The sequence below is a fragment of the Streptomyces sp. NPDC048248 genome (assembly GCF_043201875.1).
Lineage (GTDB): Bacteria > Actinomycetota > Actinomycetes > Streptomycetales > Streptomycetaceae > Streptomyces.
Map to the genome: position 1 here is coordinate 17,128 of NZ_JBICZL010000029.1, position 22,052 is coordinate 39,179.

Here is a 22,052-nt window from a genome sequence, read left to right on the forward strand (position 1 = left end):
GTTCAGGCCGCGGACGCGGCAGCGTCAGATGGGCGCAACAGGACATCGGTCGTCTCGCCATCACCAAGGACTGGCGTGACGATCGGCGCGAACGGCCCGTGGTGGCACAGTTGTTCGAGGGTGGTCACGCCGGCGTTCAGGTCTGAGGCGGCCGGTTGCAGGCGTGCGTCCGCGGCCGCCAGGGCCCGCAGATCGTGGGTCCGCTTCGCCAGCTGAGCGTCAGAGGCGCCGTCCAGCACCAGCAGGATCCGGGGGAAGGACGGGTAGCGGGCGCGCCATGCCTCGCGCCGGTACCCGCCTGCCTTCGGCCGGCCGCGGCCCAGGGCCGGCTGGGGGATGTAGCGGGCGTAGCGGGCGTAGGCGTGCAGCTTCGCGGCCAGGCGGGCGATGCTCATCGTGGCCCGGTCGATCTCGCAGAAGAACGTCAGCAGCATTCGCTGCTGCTGTCCGCCGTCGCCGGTGGTGGTGTGGATGTAGCGGAGCACCGAGTCCGGCACCAGGAACGCCTCGTCGCCCAGGCGGCTGTCGCCGTCGCGGAGGCGGTGGGCGACCTCGGGGTCCCAGTCCAGCGGCCCGCACTCGTCACCCAGGCGACGGGCGTGTTGCACGAACGCCAGCCCCATGTCGTTCACGGCCAGGGTGTGCTCCTGCAGCTGGCTGGCCGCAGCGTCTTGCGTCATGCGGTAGGCCCGCGGCGCGAGCTCGCCACCGCTCTCGACGACCTCGCATCCCAGCGCGGTCGTGTACCAGAGGAGTTCGCCGGCGCGGCTGGTGCGGCGGACCGAGGCATCGGCCAGGCCGCGGCCGTGGAGCACCTCCAGCTGCCGTCGGATGTAGCGGGTGGAGGTGGCAGTCGGGCGCAGGAGCTGGGTGAGCTGGCCGGCGGTCAGCAGCCGGTGGCGGTAGAGCACGGGCAGGATCTCCTGTCCGAGCTGGGACAGACCCCTCTGCGTGGGGTCCAGGAAGCGCGGGCGTGGCATCGGAAGCCTTTCTGCGAGTGGGGTCAGGCGGGGCGGAGCGTGCGGACCACGTCGCCGGACCCGTGGCGGGACGGGCGCGGTGGTTGCGTCCGGCGGGTGGTGAGGTGGGCGAGGATCGCGTCGTCCAGGCCGCGCTGGGTGGCGAGGATTTCGCCGACCGTGCGGCGGTCCAGGTTTTTGTCGATCGCCGTATCCAGGGCCGGCAGCCCCGCTTCGTTGCGGTAGTCGGCGAAGACCTCATCAACCGGGACGCCGCGCACCCGGAAGGGCGTGGTGCGCTTGCCGCGGAGCATGACCGACTGGATGTACTCGTACTTGTCCAGGCCCAGCACCGTCTCCGCGTCGATCCCCGGCAGGCGCTTGGCCACGAAGGCGGCCTCGTCGAAGTCCGCGGCCGTCGCCGACAACAGCGACTGGTTCTGCATGAGTGCGGCCCGCGTCTCGTTCGACAGCCGCATCGCCATCTGCGTCATCCCCATGAAGCGAACCTCGAATTTCCGCAGCTGCTCCAGGATCTTGGCGATGTGGCCGTGCGAGGCCCCGTCGACCGCGGTCAGCTCGTCCGCCCACGCCCAGAGCGTCACCAGGTCCTCGACGGGGGTGTCGACGCGGGATGCACCGGCTCGAAAAAGGTCGAACAGCAGCAGCGCGGTGACCAGCTCGTCGCTCTCCCCGGTCCCGGACGGGCACACGAAGACGACCTGCCGCTCATCCATCGCCCGCCGCACGTCATACGCTGAGCGCGGCGATCCCAGAAAAGCGCGAAGAGAAAGGGAGTTGTCGAGTCGGTAGAGAGCGTTGGTCACCGGATTGAGAGCGCCGGATTCCATATGGGGGAACGACTTGCGCCAGAAGACGGCTTCAGCCGGATCCAGGACCGCCAGCACCGCCTCACGCCATTCCTCGTCCTCCAGCAGCGTCTTGATCTGGAACACGGTCGGCTGCAGCTGCGGATGCCCGCTGGCCACAAGGTGGTGTGAGAGATGGGCGAGGGTGCGCGCCGCGCTGGACAGAAGAGTTCTGGCCCGGGTCGCGCCTTCCCCCCACGCATGGGCGGAGGCGATCGCCCCCACCACCGAGCCGACGATGTCCTGGACCTCCTCGATGTCCCGGCCCTCCATGGACAGCGGATTCCAGCACGCCATCCGGTCGCTCATGGCAGGGCGGGCCAGGTTGATCTCCCACACCCGGCCGGCGACCGCGGGATGCGCGAGGTAGGGGCGGGCCCGCTGCCACGCCGCACCGTGCGGGTCGAGGAACCAGGCCCCGTCGCCGGCATAGGCACGGGCCAGGCACTCCACGAGCGCCTTCTCCGTCTTCCCGAACCCCGACTTCCCGTAGGAGGCACCGAAAAGCACGTCTTTCGCGTAGGCACCTGCCAGACGCTCGGTGCCGTCGGAGCCCGTCACCCGGCCCAGCGGCAGCACATCGCGCTGCCCGGTCCACGTCGGCAGTGCGGCCGGCGCCGGCGGGACGACACCGCCGCAGCGGGCCACATTGGGCGCGTCGCAGCGGGCGGTGGGCGGCTTGAGCAGCCCGGCGATCTCCTGCCACGTCACCCACTGCCGACGGGCTGGCGCGAAGTCCCCCCGCTCCAGCCGCCGGTCGAAACGGGCACGAAGCCACCACGTACTCGAATACCGACGCCACGGGCCCCACGTCGGGCCGACCGGCACAAAGCGGTTCTCCCCGCTGAACGCCTCCATCGCCGCCAGCATCTGATGCAAGCGCGCCTGCGCCTGCTGCGGATGCCGGGCCACACACCGCACCAGCACCTGGACGGCGAACACCTGCGCATCCGCACCGGGCGTGAACTTCCCTACCCCCTCGGACAGGTCACTCTGCCGCGGCACCCGCACCGTCCGCTTGGCCCCACCACCGGCAGAGACGCCCAGGCCATCGCGCAGGATCTCCATCGCTCCGCCCGCGCGGCCGCCCCCGCCGAGCTGCTCGCCGTACGCAGACGGCCCGCGCCGTGTGGCCCGGCGCATCAGGGCACGGCGCCGCCGTGCCACCTTCCGGCCGGGCACCGGGACCAGATCAACGACCAGCTCGGCCTCTTCACCAGCCTCGGTACGCACCTGAGCGCACACCGCAGCCAAGTGCTCCAGAGGATCAGGGTCCAGCCCAGCTTTCCCCAGCGGGCGGTGATCCGGCCCGGCCAGCACCAGCTCCGCACGCGCCACGTAACGCGGCGCGTCGACGCCGGCGCTCTTGGCAGCCGGCTTGGTCAAGTTGACGGTGCTCACCACGAACCACCCCGCTTCAGCGGCGCAGCATCAGCGAACCGGATGCGCCACCGTCGCTCGGAACGGGTGCGAGGGGCGACCACTTCGACGCGCCGGTATCCGCATTGCCGCAACACTCCAGCCGACCGCTCCGGCCCCTCCCACCAGTAGTGCAGGCGCCCTTCCTCACCAGCCGCGATGCGTATGCGCACCGCGGCAGCGCGCCGGGGAAGCGTCCCGCCGGCCGAACGCACACTGGCCAGCCGTCCCGCCACGCGACCCACCTCCAAAATTTCTGGGTCGAACGTGGCCGCCGGCACCAGCTCGACCCGCGTACGGCCGGCAAGCTCGCGCACCGCCCGACGGCGCCACCACACCGCGACCGCAACCCACGCAGCCGCAGCAGCAAGGGCGATCCACCAGAGGCTCAGACCGGCCTCCACGAGCACCCACAGCCAGTTCCCCACCTCCGACGTACGGGGCAGAATGCCGGTCACCGCAGGTCTCGCTGGCTCGTCGTGACTCCGTGCGGATTCATCAGTGCCTCCTCGCCGGGCGGCACACCTTGCCGCCTCATGCAGAGAAGGGAGCCGAATCGGTCCCGATGTGACACACGGGCTCGCCTTTTCTTCCTTCGCCGGGTAATCGGCCTCGGCACAGATGTCCTGTGACAGTGAACTCTGACCGTTCGCCCCCCCCAAGCTGTCCTGCACCGGCGACCGCGAGCCCTGCCGCGCCGCCCGTGTTCCCGGCGAGCGCAACTTCGCTATCGAGGGAGACCTTGCCCGCCCTGATCGAACGCCCCCGTGGTCTCCCCATTCCCCATCGCCTGGGTCACCGCCGATTGCGCCAACGGGAAGGGCTCGTGTCCTCTCCCGATTCGCGGGGATCGCAGATGTCGATCTAGTATCTGACCCGCTCATGCCATGTGGTTACCGTCGTACCGAGCTGCCTGTCATGCGCTGAAGTCGTGACAGGTCGACACAAGCGAGGGTGCGGAGCCGGATGGGCAGCGAGCTGTCGACAGGGACGGCGGAACTGCGCGCGCAGATGGCCGCGTTCCTACGAGGTGAAGGCGATCCGCAGGCGCTGGTCGAAGCCGCGCAGGGCGCGGAGCTTCTGCTCCCCCTGCTCGGTGAAGGCGCCGTGTGGAGTGGCGAGTTGGACGATATTCGCTGGCTGTTCGCGTTCACCAGCACAGGTGAGATGCACGCCTTTCTGCAGCAGAAGTGGGAGGCAGCCAAGCCCGACGAACTGCCCGCCGAACTGGCCCGATACGTACGCTACCTGCGCGTGGGCGGTGAGGAGCTGTTGCAGGAACTGCTTCCTGAGCTGGTGGAGCGGGACCGGGTTCCGATGGGGGTCGTGGTGGACGTGTCCTCTGGACTTCGCGCCTTCCTGCCACCCGTGCCCGGAATCGTGCCGGATGGGATTGCGCTCGATAAGGAATCTGTCGCCAAGGGGGAGCTTGCCACGTGGTGAGCGGTGGTGATTTCGGGGTCGATCCTCAGATCCTGAAGCAGGTGTCCAAGGGCATCAACGATGCGCTGGACGAGCTGAAGAAGATCACGGATGCGACTGAGGCGTCCACGGGTCAGGGCTTCTCCGATCTGTCGGTGTCGCCGACCGTGATGGGGCACTCCGATGCTTCTCAGATGCTGGACAACTTCGCCGACCGTTGGGGCTGGGAGGTCCAGGCGCTCCTGGACGAGGGCGACGACGTAGCCGGGGCATTGGATCTGAACGCGGGCTACTACGAGGAAGCGGAAGAGTACGGCACGGACGTCCTCAAGGACGTTGTGCTGTCCGCGACTGCGGACCCGACGCTGACCTCGGAGGATGCGGAGAAGATGTCCTGGAGCCGGGTGGGCGACAAGATCAAGGATGGCTACACCCCCGACTACTCCATGGACAGTGTCAACGACGCTTCCCAGGAGAGCCGGAAGAACCTCTCCAACGCCTGGACGGACGTCACCGAGACCGGAGTGGTCGGGAGTCCCATCGGGGCGGTGAAGGCCGTCGGCTCAACACCCTTCAGCGGTGACAACGACGGACACGACGCCGACACCGCAGCGAAGGGGAAGTGATGGGCCTCTTCGACGATCTGGACCGCGTCACCCAGTCGGCCCGCGACACCTTCGCCGACGGGGTGCAGAACGTCGCCCACGGTACTTCGAAGCTGCTTGATGAAGTGGGCGCACACGACTGGGCGGACAAGGCCGACGCAGCCGGCTCCTGGGCGGCCAATGAGCTGGGTGCCCAGACCCGCGAGCTCGAGCTGAACGAGACCGACGACCCCGCCCTGCTGCTGCACGGGGACGCGAGCAGCATCCGTAAGTCCGCCCGGCAGGTGAAGAAGTTGGGCGCGGCCTTCGAACGTACCGGCTCTGCGCTGCGCAAGATGGATCCCTCGGACTGGCACGGACAGGCCGCTGACCGCTTTCGCGAGAAGGTGCAGACCCACCCCAAGCGCTGGCTGACCGCCGCCGACTCGTTCGAGGACGCGGCCGCTGCGCTGGATCACTACGCCGACACGGTCGAGTGGGCGGGTAAGCAGGCCCGCGAGGCGGTCGAGCGGTGGAAGCAGGCCCAGAAGCAGACCGCGGCGGCCGTGGAGCAGTACAAGCGCAAGGTCGACAACTACAACCAGCAGGCCAACGCCACCGGGCACGAGCCTCCGCAGGAGCCGGGCCCGTTCCACGACCCCGGCGCCGAGGGACGCAAGTCCGCAGAGCACCTGCTCAAGACAGCCCGCAGCCAGCGCGACAGCGCCGGCACCCAACTGGCCGCGAAGCTCGCCCGAGGCACCTGCCGGGCACCTGCCGAGCCCCAAGGCTTGGACCGCATCAAGCGCGACGCCGGCAACATGGTGAAAAATCAGCTGGTCGGGGCCGAGCACCAGCTGGGCGGCATCATCAAGACCGGCACCTCGCTGCTGCGCCTGGTCCGCACGGTCAACCCGCAGGACCCCTACAACCTGACCCACCCGGCCGCCTACGCCACCAACCTCACCGGTGTCGCCGGCGGCCTGATCCACACTGCCAACCACCCCACCGAGCTGGTCAAGGGCGTCATCGGCGAGGGTTGGAGCACCGACCGCAACCAGGCCATCGGCGCCTTCGCGACGAACTTCGTCGGCGGCGGAGGCGCCGTGAGCAAGGTCGGAGCCAAAGCCGTCGCCCACGGCATGGAAAGCGCTGCCGCCAAAGACGCCGCCAAGGCCGCCGCTAAGGACTCCGCCGGCATTGCCAGGCACGCCGATGACGCGGCCGACGCAGCTCGACATGCCGATGATCTGGCAACGCATACCGATGATGTTGCCGAGTACGCAGATGAGCCCGCCGGGGCGGGTAGGGAACTGGACCCGGACGACCCTCGCAGCCTTCCAGCAGCCGCCGACAATAGCGTCGACGTGGACAGCATCAGCCACACGCCGGTGTGGCGCGAAGACCACGAGCCGCTGTATCGCAACGACAGCCGCGATCCCGAGGAGATCTTTGACCAAGGCTTCCATCCACGCGACTCGTCCAACGCAGATCTTTATGGCTATGTGGAGGGCAACCAGGCGTCGGCCTTTGTGGGCACTACCAAGGACGCCGATGCCAACTGGCTGACCAAATACCGGTACGAGGTGGATGCTCCCGGCGGCATCGACGTCAACCAGACCTTGCCGCATAACAAGTACCGAGGTGAGGAGGAGATCGCCTTCCCCGGGGGCATTGACCGCAGACATATTAAGGGCGCCTGGGAGCTCCTCCCCGACGGGTCCAAGGGAGAATGGACGCCGAACCCCCAATACGAGCCTCATACCCCCAAAGAGCCCCCTGCTCCCGCCCCTGAAGCACCGCCCGCCAGTCAACTGCCCGAAGGATGGACCCGATGAGTGGCTACCTGGTCCCCGCCCGTTTCGAAGTCCTCGCCTTCAACGGCGACCAGCAGGCCGACGCCGTCCTGAGCTGGGAGGGCGAGAACCACGATTTCACCGTAATCGCCGACGGCCCATGGGGCCATGTCACCGGCAAAGCAGATGACTGCTTCGAGGCGCTCACCCGCATCCGCGAGCAGATCGAACCCCAGGGGTGGCTCCTGGGTGTCAACGGCTCGCGTCGCGACACCTGGCCCTCCGGGATGTGCCGTGGGACCGGGGGTTTCCTCGTCTACCGACTCAGGCCCGGGCTTCGCCCCACCGGCGCCGATCGCATCCAGACATTCCAGCCCGCACCCCGCGAGACGCTGGCCACTGTCGCCGAGCAGATCGCCTTCGAAGAGCAGTGGAGCCAGTCGCTGTGACCACCCCGTCCAGCCCTGCCCCCGCCGTTCCCCCGGTCACCGAGGCTCTGCGGACCCAGGCCGCACAGCAGCGCGGCGGCTACGTGTACGCGATCGACCCGCACTTCGACCCCAACGGCGCCGTCCCCCCGTACGGCATCGTCGGCGGCTGGTCCGTCGGCAGCTCCGGCCAGCTCGTTTCCTTCAAGCACAACCCGAACTACCGCCCGTCGCCGATGGCGTTGGAGTTCCCGCCCCCTCTCACCGCCCTGGACGAAGCCCTGCAGCGCGCCGTCACCGGTTATGGCAGCGAGCAGGAACTCCTCGCGGCCTTCCGCGACGCCACGCTCCTCCTGTTCACCCAGGATGGGCAGACCGGCCTCTACACCATCGTCGAGGACGACGGCAGCCGCTACATCCCGGCCTTCACCCACCCCACCCACGCCCCCGACACCTGGCACCAGTGGCAACAGACCACCGGCCATCACCTCGCCGCCACCGGCCTCCCGATCCGCCTCAACCCCGGCCACAGCATCAGCCTGACCATCCCAGGCGAGGCCGGGATTCAAGCCGGTGGCGAGAACGCCGGCCCCAACTCGTCGTCCTACAGTCTCCCCGAGGCCCTCGTGGATGCCCCGCTGCTTGCCTCCGGCCTGCTCGCGACGCTCGGCCGTCGACGCCGCACGGCCCTGTGGCAGTCCGCCATGGGCGCCAACGGCCGCCGCACCCCGGAGCTTCGCCAGCCGAAGGGTGTCGCCGCCGATACCCAAGATGCGCTGCTCATCGGGGCTGACCCGGAGGCCGTACGCGATCTCGACCATGCCCTGAGGGGACTGGCGTCCGCTTTGGCCGTCGAATCGCGCACCCTGCCGACCGTCTACGTTGCCTGGCTCACCGACAGCGAGCTCAACCTCCAGCTCGCCCATCCCGCAGCTAAGCCCCCAGCGCCATGGCAGCTCGGCCAGAACGAGACGTTCTGGCGCATCCAACGGGCCAACATCCCGGTACACGAAACAGACGCCGGCACTGCCGCCCCCTACCCGGGCCTGGTCAGCCTCGGCAGCCTCGATGGCGCGCACCTGCTGCTGAACCTCGAAGCCGCCCCCGGACTCGTCTCACTCACCGGCACGCACGCGGACCAGAGTGCCGTCCTCACGTCGGTCGCCGCGGAACTCGCCACCAGCGGCTGGTCGGACCGAATGACAGTCACCCTCGTCGGCTTCGGCACGGAGCTCACCACGCTCGACCCCGCCCGTGTCCGCCATTTCGACGACGTCGAAACCTTCTTGGAAACCATGGACGCTGAAACCCGGCAGCGGCGCGGTGCCCTCGCCATGGCGGGCCACGACTCCGTATCCACCGGCCGCACCGGCTCCGCACAGCCCACCCAATGCGCGCCCCACCTGGTCCTCCTCGCCGCACAGCCGACCGAGGATCAGGCAGCGAAGATCGCCGAGCTCGTTGCCGACTCGGGTCGACTGGGCATCAGCTACCTGGCCGCCACTGAGGAGAACGGCCTGCCAGGCGCGACCTGGAAACTCGAAATCACCCCTGACGGACGCCTCCTGGCCCCGTTCCTCGGCCTGGAACTGCGAGCACAGCTCCTGCCCCAGGCCCAGCACGATGCCGTGCTCCAGCTCTTCGCCGGCGCCACACCCCACGACGACCTCGGCGCAGACCCCGACACCCCGCAGTTCATGGTTGACATCACCTCGAGCGGACGACCCGCGGTGTACGCACGGCTGGTCGGCACCTACGAGATCACCGGCCTTGACGTACCTGACGCCGAGCACAGCCCGCTTCTCCACGAGGCGCTGGCCATGCTCCTGCTCCATCGCGAAGGAGTGCACCCGCGCGTTCTGGCCTCCGGACTGTGGCCCCGCGGCGTAACAGAGGATGTCCGTGACGCCCTCATCGAACGCCTGCGAACCTGGCTGGGGAGCGACCCCGACGGAGCCCCGCGCCTCGGCACCGACACCACTGGTCGGCTGACTCTCGCGCCATCCGTCGTCTCCGACCTCGACGTGCTCCGCACCCTCCACTACGAGGCCACCGCGGGCAGAGGCGCAAGTAACGCACGCATACGGGAACGCGTGCTCAACGACGCCCTGGCACTGGCCCGCGGCCCCCTGCTCGCCAACCGCCCACAGGGCCGCTACCTCTGGCTTTCCCACGAGATCATCGAGGCCCAGCTGCCCCTACTGGTGGCAGACGTCGCACTGGCCCTGTCCGCCCACCACTTGGAGACCGGCAACCCGACACCAGCGCTCAACGCCCTCAACACGGCCTTGACCACCGCGCCGACGGACGAGCGGCTCTGGAACGAACTTCTACGCGCCGCACACGCCACAGGCGATACAGCCAAGCTCGGATCAATAGCAGCGTCGCTCATCGCCCGCAATCACGAGCACAGCGGCGGCGCCCGTAGCCTCCCGCCCCGCACCGAGGCCCTCCTCGACGAGCTCTTGCCGTCCTGGCGTGATGCCTAGTACTGCAATTGCGTTTGTGGTGACGAGGTCACGGCTCTATGGGCTGTGGCCTCGTTGTTTGTAGTGGCTTTGGCGGGCTTGGTGTTGTTGGCGGCGTCGCCAGATCGACCAGTGCAGGACGTGCTTGGTGGTGTGGTGGCGGGACAGGCGGATTAACGCAGCCCGGCGAAGAGATCGTTCTCGGGTACGGCCGCGCCGGTGGCGTCCTTGACACGTACGCCCGGATTCTGGCACCCCGCCCGTGCGGCGCCGGCCCTCGGCCGATGCGACCGTGCCAACAGTCCGGGCGGGAGATCCGTGAAGGTGTGATCAAGGACCGGAGCTGGGGCCGGGAACGAGGCAAGCCGATCTGGTGGTTTGAGGTCCTGTTCGACGGTGACACCGAGGCGCGCGTGTACAGGCCCGGGGAGATCGCTGTGGGGATGGAGAACCTGCCCTCCTGAGGGTCGGGCCGCTGGAGCCAGGAGAGGGCCCTGGTCCGGGGCGAGAGATCGGCCTTCGCCACATCCAAAGTGGCGGGGGAGCTTGTGGCTCCGGTGGTTGAGCCCTCCGACTCAAGGCTCCGTCTGGATTCCGAGGTGGCCCGAAAGGCGTTGCGGATATGCTGATCTGATGTTGGAAGTCCGTCGCGCCGACCCGTATGACGGGGACGTGCTTGGTGAGATCCACGCCGCAGCCTGGGAGGTGGCTTATGCCCCCTTCTTCGCTCCCGAGTTCGCGGCATGTGCGGTCCAGAGCAGGCGGACGCGATGGCACGAGAGGATCGCGCAGGGCGCAGCGACAATCCTGCTAGCTGAACTCGATAGCCGCCCTCTGGCACTGTCCGCCTTCAGTCCGTCCTCGACCCGGCCGGGTCTTGCCGAGATCCACACCTTCTACAGCCACCCCGACAGCTGGGGCACTGGCGTCGCCGCCGTATTGATGACCGAGACGCTGGTTCGCGTGCGCGACGACGGGTTCGCCCAAGTGCACCTGTGGACCCTGCGCGACACCCCACAATCCCGTCGCTTCTACAGCAAGTGCGGCTTCACCGAGTGCGGGGCCGCACGCTCCTTCGACTTTGGTGACGGGAACACCCTTGTCCAGGTCGAATACGAGCGAGCGTGTTGAACGGCCTCTCGCCGCTTAAGTCACAGCTGACTTCTACCGCAGCCTGTGTCGGCTGACCCTAGACGGGTAGTTCCGTTGTCCGGGCTGCTGAGCAAGTTGGTGCCGGATGCGTGGTCGGGTCATCGTCATGCCTTCGGGTACTGCTGGAGCTGATGTACGGCAGCCGAGCCATGTGCGAGTGATTACCTCAGCGGTCCGTCAGTCGATGGGTGGGCTGTACATACGGCCGACCCTGCGAATCTCCTCCAGCGGGTACGGGATCTCCCTACTCTCGCGCTGGAACTTGCGAAAGAAGTCCGCCATCACTGCGGTGAGCGGGGCGTGTCGGGCGAGGATTGCCGCGGCTTCCTCTGGAATTCCCGTGGGACGCTCGCCTTGGGCATACGCGCGCACCTGCGCCTCGCGGTCGTCTCTTCCGTACCCGTACAGGGCGGTGACCAGCCAGTTCACCAGGTAGCTGGCTGAGTAGCAGCGGTCGTAGGTCCGATGCCGGTCGAAGAAGCCGACCTCCTCCTGAGACAGCTCGAATCGGGAAGAGATTGCAAGTCCGTAGTCCGCGAAGAAAAGGCGCTGGCCGTCGGTCAGGATGTTTTCGAAGTGGGCGTCAAAGTGCAGGAGGCCGCGGCTGTTCATGAACGAGGTTCCAGCTTCCAGGTCCCTCTCCACCATGGCGCAGGCTCGGTCGGCGGCCTCGCTGCCAGCGTCCATCTGCTCGCCCAGCCACTGGTGCAGGTTCTGTGGGACGTACTCCAGGAACAGCGCGACGCTCGCGGAGGACTGCTGGATAGCCTCGATCCGGCGGCGCACCTGCGATCCACCGCCCCAGTAGGCGACTGCCCGTTCGACGTCGGCGAGTTCCTCGGGCAGGGGCGTGGAGTCCGGCAGCACCCGCCAGTGGTACATCAGAGGGAAGCCCTCGTATTTCCCCGCGAGCACCCAGTTCGTCGTCATGGTGTGCACGGCGAGCTCCCTCCAGGCCCCGAAGCCCGGCCCGCCGATGGTGCCGACGCCGTACTGGCAGAAGACCGGCAGCGCGAACAAGTTCGCTGTGGAACGGACGCTGTCCGGTTGCCTCTCTGGATCGGTGAGGGGCACCCGCTTCACGAAGACCGGTGTTCCGGCGACCTCCAGCAGGGTCGACTTGCCGCCGATGCCGGAACCGATCGGCACGGCGACGTCCACGAGCTCGCCCAGGGCGCGATCACTGCACAGGGCCAGGGTTGTGGAGACGGCACTATGAGCGGTGAGACGCGCGCCGCGCGACATATCAGGGCACTTCACCGCTTCCTCCACCTGGGCACCGACCTCGATCCTTCAATGGCTACGCCGTCCTGCCAAGCGCGACCGCAGCTTGGCTCTCACCTGCGAGTCGTGCTGCAGCCGCTTGACGTAGTCCGGCATTGCGCGTGAGCCAGCCGGTTACGACGCTGCCGGCAATCGCCGACCCTGCCGCGATCAGTGCTACCCCCCAGGCGCTCATGACGACATCCTCTCGCGTGCGGCTGTTACTCGACGGCGCGGGATGGCCGACGGGGAAACATTCCCCCGGCAGGCGGGGAAGGGAATCGTCGCGTATCCGACGCGCCGCGCCGTGAAGCTGGGAGCATGGGTAATTTCCAATGCCTGGGGGCTGTTGTTGGTACCCGCTGCGGCGGACGTCCCACGCGTATGGCTCCCCATCACCCGGCCAGACTGATGACCTCGACTGATTGGCTGGGCTTGGGCGACGTGCAGAGTGCAGAGTGCGCGAGGGCGGGCGGGCCACTGCTGCCTGTCTCGACGGCCCGCTGGCCGTCGCCGTTTGCGGCGCGAGCACTGTGAATCGATTCGCGTCAGGCCGCACGCGGGCGTGCAGCCTGGCGCGGTCGATGCCGGCTGTTATCGGTTCACACAGTCAGCCGCGGTCAGGCGCGGTCGTAGAAGTCCCCGACACTCGGCACACCACTGCCGTTCCATATGGAGGCCTTGAAGTGGTAGCGCCTGCCTTCCGTGAGGTTCAGGTTGCAGACCTTCTTCGCCCCGTAGCCGCCGGAGGCCCTGCACAGTGCCACCCGCTTCTCATTGCCGAGATCGTCAACGGTCTTGTAGACCCAGACCTGGAAGGTGTACCCGTCCTTGCGGTTGTCCTTGACCGTGAGGACGTCGCCCTTGCTGACGAAGCTGACCGTGCCGCCCGGGTAGCTCTCCTTGGTGGAGGCGCTCGCCGTACCTGCTCCGGCCACGACAGCCAGGCCGGTCATCAGGGCAGTCGCTGCCGCGAGGCCATGAGCCCGCTTCTTCATTCAGTTCTCTTCTCTCATCGCTTGTGATGCCCGTCTTACGCGGAAGCGCAGCGGATGCCGAAACAGCCCGCCAAAGTGCTCACTTGCTCCGCCCGTGTGTCCCCCGTGGGACTGAGGTCAACGAGCCGGACGGCCCACCGACCACGCAGCGAGGACCGCTTCCGTACTGTCCAGTAGACATCAAGGTGATCAACGATTGCTAAACGTCGGCCCTGAACCGGCAGTCCGCCGCCGCTGCCTCCGACGCCCGGACGACGCGCCTCCACGGCCCACCGCTGTGAGCTCGGCCGGCCGCAAAACCCTGGGCTTCCAGTGCCCGGCTCTGCAGTGTCTGGCTGCCGTCAGCTCTGCTCGACATTCACAAGCCGGTTGATCGCCAGCCGTATCCGAGAACGCGACGAAGCTCCCAGCGGTCACAGGGCCAGGGGAGCTTCTCACCCGACGCGGCGGACGTCCCACGCGTACTGCTCCCAGTACCCCGACAAGCTGATGACTTCGACGGACTTGCCAGGCCGGGGTGCATCGACCATGCGGCCCCCGCCGGCGTAGATCCCGACATGGCCCCAGTCGTCTTTGTCGAAGACGATGAGGTCGCCAGGTCGCATCTCCTCACGCGGGACGGACGTTCCGACGTGACGCTGTTGTTGTGAAGTGCGCGGCAAGACGATCCTGTGGCCTGTCCCTTGATACACCGCGTACGAGGTGAGCCCGGAGCAGTCGAAGCCACCGCCGGAGGGCCCGTTGACGGTGCCGCCGCCCCAGACATAGGGGACACCGAGCTTGCTGACAGCGGCCTGCACGATGGGGTGGGATGCCCCATCACCGTCCGGCCCGGGGCCGCTGGGCTGCGCCGTCGCGTAGGTCTTGGCCTGGGCGAGCACCTTCTGCACGTACCAGTCGGCGTGGTTGTAGGAGTAGACCGCCTTGTACAGCCCTTTGCTGGTGCCGGTCTTGGCGCCGTTGGCGCACAGCATCCGCGCTGCGGCATACACGGCGTCGGTGGGGTCCCAGGGGGTGGGCGGGTTGGCGCCGCCGGGCGGGACGGGGTTCGCGTACCCCTTGAACGTGCTCGGCAGGAACTGCATCGGCCCGACCGCTCCCGCGTACGAGTGCATGGTGGGGTGGCGGGCGTGGTCGGTCTCGACCTTGCCGATCGCGGCGAGCACCGACCAGTCCAACCCCTGGCAGGCAGCTGGCGCGGCCTGCCGGTAGAGCGCGAGCATCCTCGAGGGGATGTCGCCCACAGGACTGCTGGCCGCCGAGATCTGCGTCCCGGCCGTCCCTTGCTCTTCCTGGTGGCTGGCCGCGCCGTTCGCCACGGCAGCGATGAACAGCACCAGCACACCGATCAGCGCGACGGTCCCTACCCCTATACCGGCGCCGACGGCTACGGCTGGCTTCTTCATGACCGCCTCCTGGGCCGGGTGGGCCGGGGCGGCGGGGGCTGGCGGCGCGGCGGTGCGGGCGGGGTGACGGGCCGGTTGGCCGCGGCGGCGCGGGTGCGGATGCGGTGCAGGCGCTGCTGCAGGCTCGCCTGCTGGCTGGACGCCGGTGGGGTCAGCGGCCGCTGCGGCACCATCTGGTGCCGACGGCTGCGCCGCGGTGACGCGGCAGGCGTCGGATTGAGCGGCCGGCCCGGGGCACGATGCGCCGCGGAGGACAGAGGCCCGGTGGTTCGGCGGGCCGAGCGGCCCGCGGGTCGTGAGGGCAGCGGCGGCAGGCCGCGGCGTGCTCGGACGCGGTTGCTGATCCAGCGGCCGCCGATGCCGCGCCAGTACTCGTCGCCGAAGTCCCGTACCTGCGGCTCATACACACTCCGCGCGGTATCGAGGCGGTCCTTGAGCTGGGTGGCCGCGGTGCTGACCTGGCCGGGGACGGCCTGGACGGCGGCCGCCGTGCGGCGTGCGGCCCGCGGCCCGTAAACGGGCAGGCCCACCGTGGACTTGAGCCCGAAGCGGCCTGCGCGCATGCCGGTCCGGGCTCCGGCACGCACCGTCCGTTCGGCGCCGCGCGCGAGGCTCCCGGCGCCCTTGGCCAGACGCCCGGTGAGCGCTCGGGCGCTGCCGGCCCGGCCCAGGCCGCCGCCGACAGCGCCGGCGGTGCCGCCGGTGGCGGCCATCATGCCGAGCATCAGCGCGGCGCCGCCGATCTTGCCCAGGGCGCCGCGCCGGCCGCCACCGCCGCCGCTACCGAGGTCGGACGGGGCGGCAGCGCCGCCGAGCTTGGACGCTCCGACGCGGGCCTTGAGCCGGGCAGCCATCTGATGCGACTGGCGGATCAGGCGCTTGCGGAAGATGAGCGCGCCGACACACAGAATGTCGACGGTGACGAAGCGAACGACGATGCCGCCGGGAATGTCTTTCGCGGGCGCGGAGACCACGGCGGTGACAGCGACGACGAACACCCCGAGCCCCACTACCAGGCCGATAAGCAGGGCCAGGCCGCGGGCGATCGCGGCGCCCCGCGACCACAGCCATGCCCGGCCCGGTCCCGGCAGGGTGCCGGCGATCAGCGCGCAGCGCAGCAGCATCGCCTCCGCGGCGAGCCAGACCTGGGCGGCCAGGTAGCCGCCGGCGAGAGCGATGATGAGCACGCAGACCAGCAGCGCTGCCAGGAGCATGAAGAACGCTCCGGCGAGCTTGTCCACGGAGGCCTTCTTCGCGGCCTTGGCGTTGCCGCTGACGCATGCCTTCTCGAACTTGGCGTCGGGCTTGGTCCCGAAGGTGTCCATGCCCCACTGCGCTGCCTTGTCCTTGACGACGTCTTCAAGATCGCCGCCGACACCGGGCAGAGCGATGTCGCCGAGGCCCGGCATGTCCTTGATCTTCTTGGTCTGCTCGGCGACCTTCTGATTGACGAACGCTGTCGTGATGCGGGACGACGTGAACTGCGACGCGCACTTGTCCTTGGTGTCGTCAGTGAACGTCTGGCCGTAGGTGAGCACCATGCTCGGCTGCACCACGAACGCGTTGACGAGTTCGTCGGTGATCGGCGTGGTGATGCCGGCCACCGCGTCGGCCGAACGCCCAGTGGGGTCCTCATCGCCCATGACCATGGCGGCTACGGCCACCCCCAGATCGCGTGCCTTGCCCACGGCGCCGTCGGGGCCGAGCAGCGTCTGGGGCGGCGAGGCCAGGCTGGTGACGGCGAGCGCGGAAATCAGTAGCGACGCCGTGAGCTCACCCCAGCCGCGGGAGCGGTCACCGAAGAAGAAGTGCCATGCGGCGACGGTGCCGCTGAAGGCGAGGAACAGGCCGGGCAGACCCATCTGGAGCAGAACGCTGTTGTAGAGGGAGTCCGAAACCGCCAGGGCCGGCTTGAGGAGCAGAGCGGCCAGCTTGAAGCCCAGCGCCCAGGTCAGCAGCCAGCAGGCGAAAGCCACCAGCCACTTGATGCACATGAACAGCAGGCTGGTCAGCCACTCTTGGACCTTCAGGTCCCAGTCGGACCACTCGCCGCTCTCGGAGTCCACCTTGAACGCGCTGACCGGGATGCCGTTCTCATCGGTGACATGAAAGGAGTCGAGCAAGTCGTCCTTGCCGATGCCCAGCCGATGCAGCTTCTTGCGCAGCGACTCCTTCGCCAACCGCTGCGCCTTCTTCGCGGCCGCCTTGCCCTGAGCCGTGTCCTCGTAGGCCGCCACACCCGCACGCTCGTCCGGCGCAGGCTTCTCGCCGGAGGGGGAAGGCTGCGCACTGGTCGATGTCGACACGGAGGGCTTGGGCTCGGGAGCCGCTGCCGCATGCTCGCCCAGCCCCGTGGTGAGAACCGCCGCGGCGCACAGCACCAGCACCAGCCGCCAGGTACCCCGCCGCCCTCTCCACGCCGTCTGCCCGGCCACGCGCAGCCACTTCATACTGCGAGCGTCGGGTCGGAGTGAATGGCGGCAGCCGCCTCGGGGTCGGCCGGGATGACGACCTGCATCCCACCGATCCGCCCGTACAGGTCGCGGTGCAGGCACTCACCAGCCCGCTGCGCACGGACCTCATCGGCCACGTCCATGGGGGACAGGCCGGTGGTGACCAGCTCGACCAGGTCCTCGTCGGCCGGGTCGAGGTCGAGGAAGGCCAGGCCGCGACGGGCGAGGGCGACGTCGGTCTGCCTGAACAACAGCTTCCGAGGAAAGAGCCCGCGGATGACCTGCCCGGTGGCGGATGCCTCGGGGCCGATGTCTTCGCCGTCGTGGCTGCCGACCAGGCAGCCGGCGTTGTGCTTGCGGCCGTCGCGCACCAGCTCCAGGAGCAGGCCCATGCCCTCGGGGGAGGAGGTCAGCCACCAGCACTCATCCCACACGGCCACGCAGAACTCACTGGGGTTGGCGAAGCAGACTTCGCGGCACAGTGCCGCGATGAGATACAGCGCCGCCCTGCCGAAGACCTTCTCGAACTCCAGCGTGGAGAGCCGGTCAGCACTGAGTTCGTGCTCCTTGGGCAGGGCCAGGTTGGCGGTGGCGAAGACGATCGCCTCGGCCTTCGAGGTGTCCACCACCGGCAAGGCCGGGTCGAAGATGGTGCGGGCCAGGTCCTTGCGGGCCACCGAGGCGAGCTTGCGCGCAACGGCGTTCGAAGTCGCATCGCGCTTGCCCCGCCCTTGCAACTCACCGACCAGCCCTGCCATGGACGGCGCCGGACCGGCCAGCGTTGCCTCGATCGCCTCCGACAGTGCGATGCCCTGATCGCTCATGGGGCCGAGGCCCAGCAGCAGTGTCAGGAAGCTTTCGGTGCGGCGCTGGGCCTGGGCACGGTCGCGGATGGTGCGCAGCGGATCGAGGGAGACCTGGGCCTGGGCGTCGATGGTGATGACCTGGGTGGTGCCGGGGCACGCCGTGGCGAAGCGGACCCACTCCTGCTGCGGCGTGCGGTCGACGATGACCGCCCGCCCCCGGCTCCCGGGAAGACCAGCCTTGCGGCCGGCGGCGAGGATGGCGTAGACGGCGGCCTTCATCGCGACGCTCTTGCCACCGCCGAGCTCACCGACATACGCCGCAGACGCGGACGCCGACTTCTGCGGACCCAGCGACCAGTCGGTCAACACCGGCCGGGTGCCGCCGCCGGCCAGCTGCAGACCGTACAGCGGACCCTTGGCGTCGCCCAGCGCGCTGCCGGCGAACGCACCGGCCATCGCGAAGTCCCGCGCGAGGAGCACCTGCGCGTAGGACGCCATCACCTTCGGAGTACGGGCGCCCGGCAGCATCCCGTACCAGAGGTTCTCCTGTTCACCGAGAGGGCGGGTGAAGGCGTAGTCGTTGCCCGCGAAGTGCGTTTGCAGGTCGGCCGCGCGGGCCTCGACCTCGGCCGGAGTGGCGCCCCACACGCACAGCGCACCCATCGCCTGGACCTCGACTTCGGTCTTCGAGCTGGTGATGGCGGCGCGGTATTCGTCCATCCCGTCCGCGGCATCCAGCACCCGAGAGGGGACACCAGCCGTCTCGCCTTCGTACTCCCCCGCCTGACCCGCCAGCTCGCGTGCCTGCCGACGGGCCTTGGCCTCGGCGACATCACCGGGCGTGACCTTGATACGCATCGCCCAGTCCACGGGGAAAGCGAACTCATCCAGGCTCGCCAGATACTCACTGCCCGGGAAGACGAACCGCTCGGGCATCTCCGACAGCGCCAAGACCGTCTGGTAGGACTCGCCCCACTCGGTGCTCACCTGCAGCCAGCGTCGCCCGAACCGGCCCCGGTGCGCGTCGGCATCGTCACCGCCGTCGCAGGGGAGGGCGCCCTCTGCCACTACCACCTGCCCCAACGCTGCTGCGCCGCGGCCGCGACCGCGCCCGGCGCTCTGCTCCGGGTCGGGCAGGAGGGGCTCCAGCACTCCGCGCCGCGCGCTGTGCCCGTAGATCCACAGGATCTCGGCCTCGGTCGCGGGCCGCAGCGCCACGGTCGAGGGCCAAGTCGCGGAGAGGTCCTGCGCCTGTCGCAGCCGGCGCACTTCCTCGCGGGCGCTGACCGGTGCGGGCAGCAGGCCCAGTTGCTGGGCCATTTCCGCGCGGGCCGCATCGATCGCCATGCCGGCCGCCTGCTTCTTGCCGCCGGCAGGCATCGGTACGGCCAGCCAGTCCGCGCGGCTGGTCAGCTCCAAGTGCTCCAGCTGGTCCCACACTCGCGTCGCCAGCTGCGCGTAGCGCTCGCTCGCGGCCAGGTCGACGCCGTCGGTCATGCGCCGCACCACCTCGGCCGGGTCGACCTGCGGGCACAGCGACAGCAGCATCGCCTCGCCGCGCACCTGCTTGACCAGAGACTCCAGAGCGCGCAGCCGGCGTTCCTTGACGGTGCGGGAGGACTGCGCGTGTCCGCTGCCCTCCACCCGCCACAGCGCCCAGCAGGTGCCGTGACGGGTCCAGATGACATTGCCGGCGATGTGCCGTACCGGAATTCGCATTACTGCCCCAGCTCGGTCGTGTCCGTCGTGCTCGCGGCCCGTGCCGCGAGCAGCGCGCCGACGCCCGACGCCACCCGCACCACGGGGGCGTCGGCCGCGGACCGACCGGCGGCCGGCCCGTTGTCCGGGAGGGTCGACGCGGGAGTCGGGCGCACCGGCTTGGCGAGGGCCTCCGCCCCTGGTGCTGCCGTGCAGCCGGGTTCGGTCGGCGGCTGCCAGGTGAGAGTGCAGACGCCCACCAGCGCGCCACTTCGGCGCTGCCGCACGGGCCGGCCGTCCAACCGCCCCGCGCTGCCGCTCGCGGCAAGGCCCAGCGCACTCGCGGCAACGGACAGGGGGTTGCGGCCATCGACATGGATGCGCCCCACGACCAGCGCCAGCGCGTAGGGCACACCGACCAGCGGCAGGACATCGACCAGACCGTGGTGCGCCCACAGTCCGCGGGTGAGGAAGGCCGCGGCGAAGGCCGCGGCGGCGACGATGATCTGCGGGACCGTGTAGGGGCCGCCCCAGATGCGGCCGCCGCCGGGCCAGTGCCCCACCACGAGGGTGTGCTTGCGTGCCTTGGTGAAGCACCGGCCGATCAGCGGCTCCGGCGAAGCAGTTGCGGTGCTCATGGCCGGCCGCCGTCCAGGGGATCGATGTGGTCGACGACGCGGACCGCGGCCGGGGCCGCCGTACCGCCGGAGGGGTTTTTGATGTCCTCGCCGATCTTGTCCCGCAGCACGGTCATGTTGACGACGACGGCCAGGACCACCGCACCACCGATGGCCGCGACGCCCGCCTTCAGCACGCTCTTGGTCTGTCCCCACACAAAGACGATCGAGACGACATACATCAGCCCCAGCACGCCCACGAGCAAGAAGTTCTTGAGCTGCCTGACGATGCTGTTGGCGTCGGAGATGGCCCCTGCCATCTGAAGGAGCTCATTCATGAGCCCTGCCCTTCCTGAGAGTTCGAGTTCGTCCCGGGCGCCGCGAGAGCCGGCGCGGCTTCAAGGGAGGCGACCTCCCACCGGCCGTCACGGGCACGCAGTTCGATCGCGTACGTCATCGGCCGGCTGCTCGTGTGCTGGCCGTCGCCCTCGACGTCGACCAGGAGCCGGCGCTGGACACCGTCGGGCGGCGCCTGGGCTTCGGCGCCTTCAGCCGGACCTTGGCCGTGGTCGGCGATCTGCGTGAGCGCCACCGCCGTGTACGGGGCCGGCCGCACCGCGTGCAGCGCGGTGCCGGGGGAGAGGTAGCGGTCCAGCTCACCTCGCCCCGTCAGGTACGCCGCCAGGAATCCGCGGACCGTCTGGACGGCCGGGTCGGAATTCAACGGCGCGTGCGCCGCGCCGTACGACAGTTCAGGCGCTGCGCCCTTGGCGCCGGTCGGGGCGGCAACCTCGGCAGGCAGCGCCGCAGCCGTCCAACCCGAGGCTCCACGGCCGCCGGTGGCCCTCACCGGCACCTGGAAGTACCGGACGCGGCCGCTGTCAGCGTCCTTCGCCGAGCTGGTGATCCGCGCGGCCACCGTCACCGACCAGTAGCTGGCCGAGATCTGCCGCACCTGCACCGCCGACGCCGACTCCGTGCGCTCCGCTCCGCCCTCGCTCGACCACGACATCGAACGCGCCGCCGGGTAGAACGCCGCCAGCTCCTCCGCGTCCGCGTCACTGTCGCCGGCCTTCACGTAGGCGGCGACGTACACCTCGGCAAAGCCCGCCGGCGCCACCGAATCCGACGACGCCGGCTGCGCCCGCGGCGCCTCCGCCCGCGTGGGGACGGCCGCGGGCTGGGCCGTGGAGGCCAGCGCCAAGCCCCCGAGAAGCGGCCCCGTCAGCAGCAGGCCCCAGGCGCTCCAACGCACCACGGCCGTCCAGTTCGCCATGGCACCCGTCGACATCGACGTGGTGGCCCACCCGGTGTCCGGCTGCGCGGACTCCTCCACCGGCAGCGGGGTCTGCTCTTCCTTACGGCGCCACTTCATGACGCCGTCACCTCGCCCCGCACCGTCTTGGACCGGGTCAGCTCGGCGATCCGCTCGCGCAGCCGCGCCGGCGGAAGCGCCAGCACCTCCCGCACGAGCACCTGCGCCTCATCGGCGTCCCGCTCCACGTACGACTGCAACTGCGCGTGAGTGTCGGCCGAGAACGGCTCCGTCACCAACGCGACCGCCAGCTGCGTCGCCCGCCGGCGAATCGCCACCAGCCGCAACTCCTCCGCCTTCAGCTCCACCGCTTCTCCCTCATGTCCCAACCCCTCGTTCACCACGGCTCCCTCCGCTGCGCTCGGTGCGCGGAATCCTCCGCACGAACAGAGAAGGGAG

The 22,052-nt window shown here is 69.3% G+C and carries 18 protein-coding genes; 6 read left to right on the top strand and 12 right to left on the bottom strand.

Going from position 1 to position 22,052, the window contains the following annotated elements; all coding sequences use genetic code 11:
- Positions 1–2: 2 nt before the first annotated feature.
- From ACGFZW_RS36090 to ACGFZW_RS36100, 3 genes are read right to left on the bottom strand one after another with little or no spacing between them, the layout of a single operon-like run.
- Positions 3–980 carry a replication-relaxation family protein gene (locus ACGFZW_RS36090; protein WP_393897562.1) on the bottom strand — a complete coding sequence of 326 codons (978 nt, stop codon included), beginning with the start codon at positions 978–980 and terminating at the stop codon, positions 3–5.
- A 23-nt stretch (positions 981–1,003) separates the two neighbouring features.
- Positions 1,004–3,229: an ATP/GTP-binding protein gene (locus ACGFZW_RS36095; RefSeq protein WP_393897563.1), complete on the bottom strand. Its 2,226-nt coding sequence runs from the start codon at positions 3,227–3,229 to the stop codon at positions 1,004–1,006.
- On the bottom strand, positions 3,226–3,705 hold the full coding sequence (locus ACGFZW_RS36100) for a hypothetical protein (protein WP_393897564.1): 480 nt from the start codon (positions 3,703–3,705) through the stop codon (positions 3,226–3,228). The genes ACGFZW_RS36095 and ACGFZW_RS36100 overlap by 4 nt, the downstream gene beginning before the upstream one ends.
- Before the next feature lie 508 nt (positions 3,706–4,213).
- On the opposite strand from ACGFZW_RS36100, the gene ACGFZW_RS36105 reads away from it, so the two are divergent.
- From ACGFZW_RS36105 to ACGFZW_RS36130, 6 genes are all read left to right on the top strand, one after another.
- On the top strand, positions 4,214–4,690 hold the full coding sequence (locus ACGFZW_RS36105; protein ID WP_393897565.1) for a hypothetical protein: 477 nt from the start codon (positions 4,214–4,216) through the stop codon (positions 4,688–4,690).
- Positions 4,687–5,295 (top strand): hypothetical protein, encoded by a 609-nt coding sequence (locus ACGFZW_RS36110; RefSeq protein ID WP_393897566.1) that lies wholly within the window; start codon positions 4,687–4,689, stop codon positions 5,293–5,295. The genes ACGFZW_RS36105 and ACGFZW_RS36110 overlap by 4 nt, the downstream gene beginning before the upstream one ends.
- Positions 5,295–7,091 (top strand): putative T7SS-secreted protein, encoded by a 1,797-nt coding sequence (locus ACGFZW_RS36115; protein ID WP_393897567.1) that lies wholly within the window; start codon positions 5,295–5,297, stop codon positions 7,089–7,091. Before ACGFZW_RS36110 ends, ACGFZW_RS36115 begins: the two co-directional genes overlap by 1 nt.
- Complete coding sequence (locus ACGFZW_RS36120; RefSeq protein WP_393897568.1) at positions 7,088–7,498, top strand: hypothetical protein; 411 nt, start codon at positions 7,088–7,090, stop codon at positions 7,496–7,498. The genes ACGFZW_RS36115 and ACGFZW_RS36120 overlap by 4 nt, the downstream gene beginning before the upstream one ends.
- Positions 7,495–9,966 (top strand): type VII secretion system-associated protein, encoded by a 2,472-nt coding sequence (locus ACGFZW_RS36125; protein WP_393897569.1) that lies wholly within the window; start codon positions 7,495–7,497, stop codon positions 9,964–9,966. The genes ACGFZW_RS36120 and ACGFZW_RS36125 overlap by 4 nt, the downstream gene beginning before the upstream one ends.
- A gap of 612 nt (positions 9,967–10,578) precedes the next feature.
- Positions 10,579–11,076 carry a GNAT family N-acetyltransferase gene (locus tag ACGFZW_RS36130; protein ID WP_393897570.1) on the top strand — a complete coding sequence of 166 codons (498 nt, stop codon included), beginning with the start codon at positions 10,579–10,581 and terminating at the stop codon, positions 11,074–11,076.
- A 198-nt stretch (positions 11,077–11,274) separates the two neighbouring features.
- On the opposite strand, the gene ACGFZW_RS36135 is transcribed toward ACGFZW_RS36130, so the two are convergent.
- The 9 genes from ACGFZW_RS36135 to ACGFZW_RS36175 all read right to left on the bottom strand — a co-directional run bounded on the left by ACGFZW_RS36135 (position 11,275) and on the right by ACGFZW_RS36175 (position 21,961).
- Positions 11,275–12,342 (bottom strand): protein kinase family protein, encoded by a 1,068-nt coding sequence (locus tag ACGFZW_RS36135; RefSeq protein ID WP_393897604.1) that lies wholly within the window; start codon positions 12,340–12,342, stop codon positions 11,275–11,277.
- A 638-nt stretch (positions 12,343–12,980) separates the two neighbouring features.
- Positions 12,981–13,358 carry a hypothetical protein gene (locus tag ACGFZW_RS36140; RefSeq protein WP_393897571.1) on the bottom strand — a complete coding sequence of 126 codons (378 nt, stop codon included), beginning with the start codon at positions 13,356–13,358 and terminating at the stop codon, positions 12,981–12,983.
- A 434-nt stretch (positions 13,359–13,792) separates the two neighbouring features.
- Positions 13,793–14,764 (bottom strand): NlpC/P60 family protein, encoded by a 972-nt coding sequence (locus tag ACGFZW_RS36145; RefSeq protein ID WP_393897572.1) that lies wholly within the window; start codon positions 14,762–14,764, stop codon positions 13,793–13,795.
- A complete protein-coding gene (locus ACGFZW_RS36150) occupies positions 14,761–17,214 on the bottom strand; it encodes a hypothetical protein (protein ID WP_393897573.1) in 2,454 nt (817 codons plus the stop codon). Before ACGFZW_RS36150 ends, ACGFZW_RS36145 begins: the two co-directional genes overlap by 4 nt.
- Positions 17,211–19,742: an ATP-binding protein gene (locus tag ACGFZW_RS36155; RefSeq protein ID WP_393897574.1), complete on the bottom strand. Its 2,532-nt coding sequence runs from the start codon at positions 19,740–19,742 to the stop codon at positions 17,211–17,213. Before ACGFZW_RS36155 ends, ACGFZW_RS36150 begins: the two co-directional genes overlap by 4 nt.
- A complete protein-coding gene (locus tag ACGFZW_RS36160) occupies positions 19,742–20,359 on the bottom strand; it encodes a hypothetical protein (RefSeq protein WP_393897575.1) in 618 nt (205 codons plus the stop codon). Before ACGFZW_RS36160 ends, ACGFZW_RS36155 begins: the two co-directional genes overlap by 1 nt.
- A complete protein-coding gene (locus ACGFZW_RS36165) occupies positions 20,356–20,676 on the bottom strand; it encodes a hypothetical protein (RefSeq protein ID WP_393897576.1) in 321 nt (106 codons plus the stop codon). The genes ACGFZW_RS36160 and ACGFZW_RS36165 overlap by 4 nt, the downstream gene beginning before the upstream one ends.
- The gene (locus ACGFZW_RS36170) at positions 20,673–21,713 is read right to left on the bottom strand and encodes a conjugal transfer protein (RefSeq protein WP_393897577.1); all 1,041 of its coding nucleotides are present in this window, start codon (positions 21,711–21,713) and stop codon (positions 20,673–20,675) included. The genes ACGFZW_RS36165 and ACGFZW_RS36170 overlap by 4 nt, the downstream gene beginning before the upstream one ends.
- Positions 21,710–21,961 carry a hypothetical protein gene (locus tag ACGFZW_RS36175; RefSeq protein WP_393897578.1) on the bottom strand — a complete coding sequence of 84 codons (252 nt, stop codon included), beginning with the start codon at positions 21,959–21,961 and terminating at the stop codon, positions 21,710–21,712. Before ACGFZW_RS36175 ends, ACGFZW_RS36170 begins: the two co-directional genes overlap by 4 nt.
- Positions 21,962–22,052 lie beyond the last annotated feature (91 nt).

Coding starts and splice junctions, on each gene's coding strand:
- ACGFZW_RS36090 (WP_393897562.1), bottom strand. CDS start 980: ATGCCACGCCCGCGCTTCCTGGACCCCACGCAGAGGGGTCTGTCCCAG.
- ACGFZW_RS36155 (WP_393897574.1), bottom strand. CDS start 19,742: ATGCGAATTCCGGTACGGCACATCGCCGGCAATGTCATCTGGACCCGT.
- ACGFZW_RS36145 (WP_393897572.1), bottom strand. CDS start 14,764: ATGAAGAAGCCAGCCGTAGCCGTCGGCGCCGGTATAGGGGTAGGGACC.
- ACGFZW_RS36105 (WP_393897565.1), top strand. CDS start 4,214: ATGGGCAGCGAGCTGTCGACAGGGACGGCGGAACTGCGCGCGCAGATG.
- ACGFZW_RS36130 (WP_393897570.1), top strand. CDS start 10,579: ATGTTGGAAGTCCGTCGCGCCGACCCGTATGACGGGGACGTGCTTGGT.
- ACGFZW_RS36170 (WP_393897577.1), bottom strand. CDS start 21,713: ATGAAGTGGCGCCGTAAGGAAGAGCAGACCCCGCTGCCGGTGGAGGAG.
- ACGFZW_RS36120 (WP_393897568.1), top strand. CDS start 7,088: ATGAGTGGCTACCTGGTCCCCGCCCGTTTCGAAGTCCTCGCCTTCAAC.
- ACGFZW_RS36135 (WP_393897604.1), bottom strand. CDS start 12,342: ATGTCGCGCGGCGCGCGTCTCACCGCTCATAGTGCCGTCTCCACAACC.
- ACGFZW_RS36115 (WP_393897567.1), top strand. CDS start 5,295: ATGGGCCTCTTCGACGATCTGGACCGCGTCACCCAGTCGGCCCGCGAC.
- ACGFZW_RS36150 (WP_393897573.1), bottom strand. CDS start 17,214: ATGAAGTGGCTGCGCGTGGCCGGGCAGACGGCGTGGAGAGGGCGGCGG.
- ACGFZW_RS36140 (WP_393897571.1), bottom strand. CDS start 13,358: ATGAAGAAGCGGGCTCATGGCCTCGCGGCAGCGACTGCCCTGATGACC.
- ACGFZW_RS36165 (WP_393897576.1), bottom strand. CDS start 20,676: ATGAATGAGCTCCTTCAGATGGCAGGGGCCATCTCCGACGCCAACAGC.
- ACGFZW_RS36160 (WP_393897575.1), bottom strand. CDS start 20,359: ATGAGCACCGCAACTGCTTCGCCGGAGCCGCTGATCGGCCGGTGCTTC.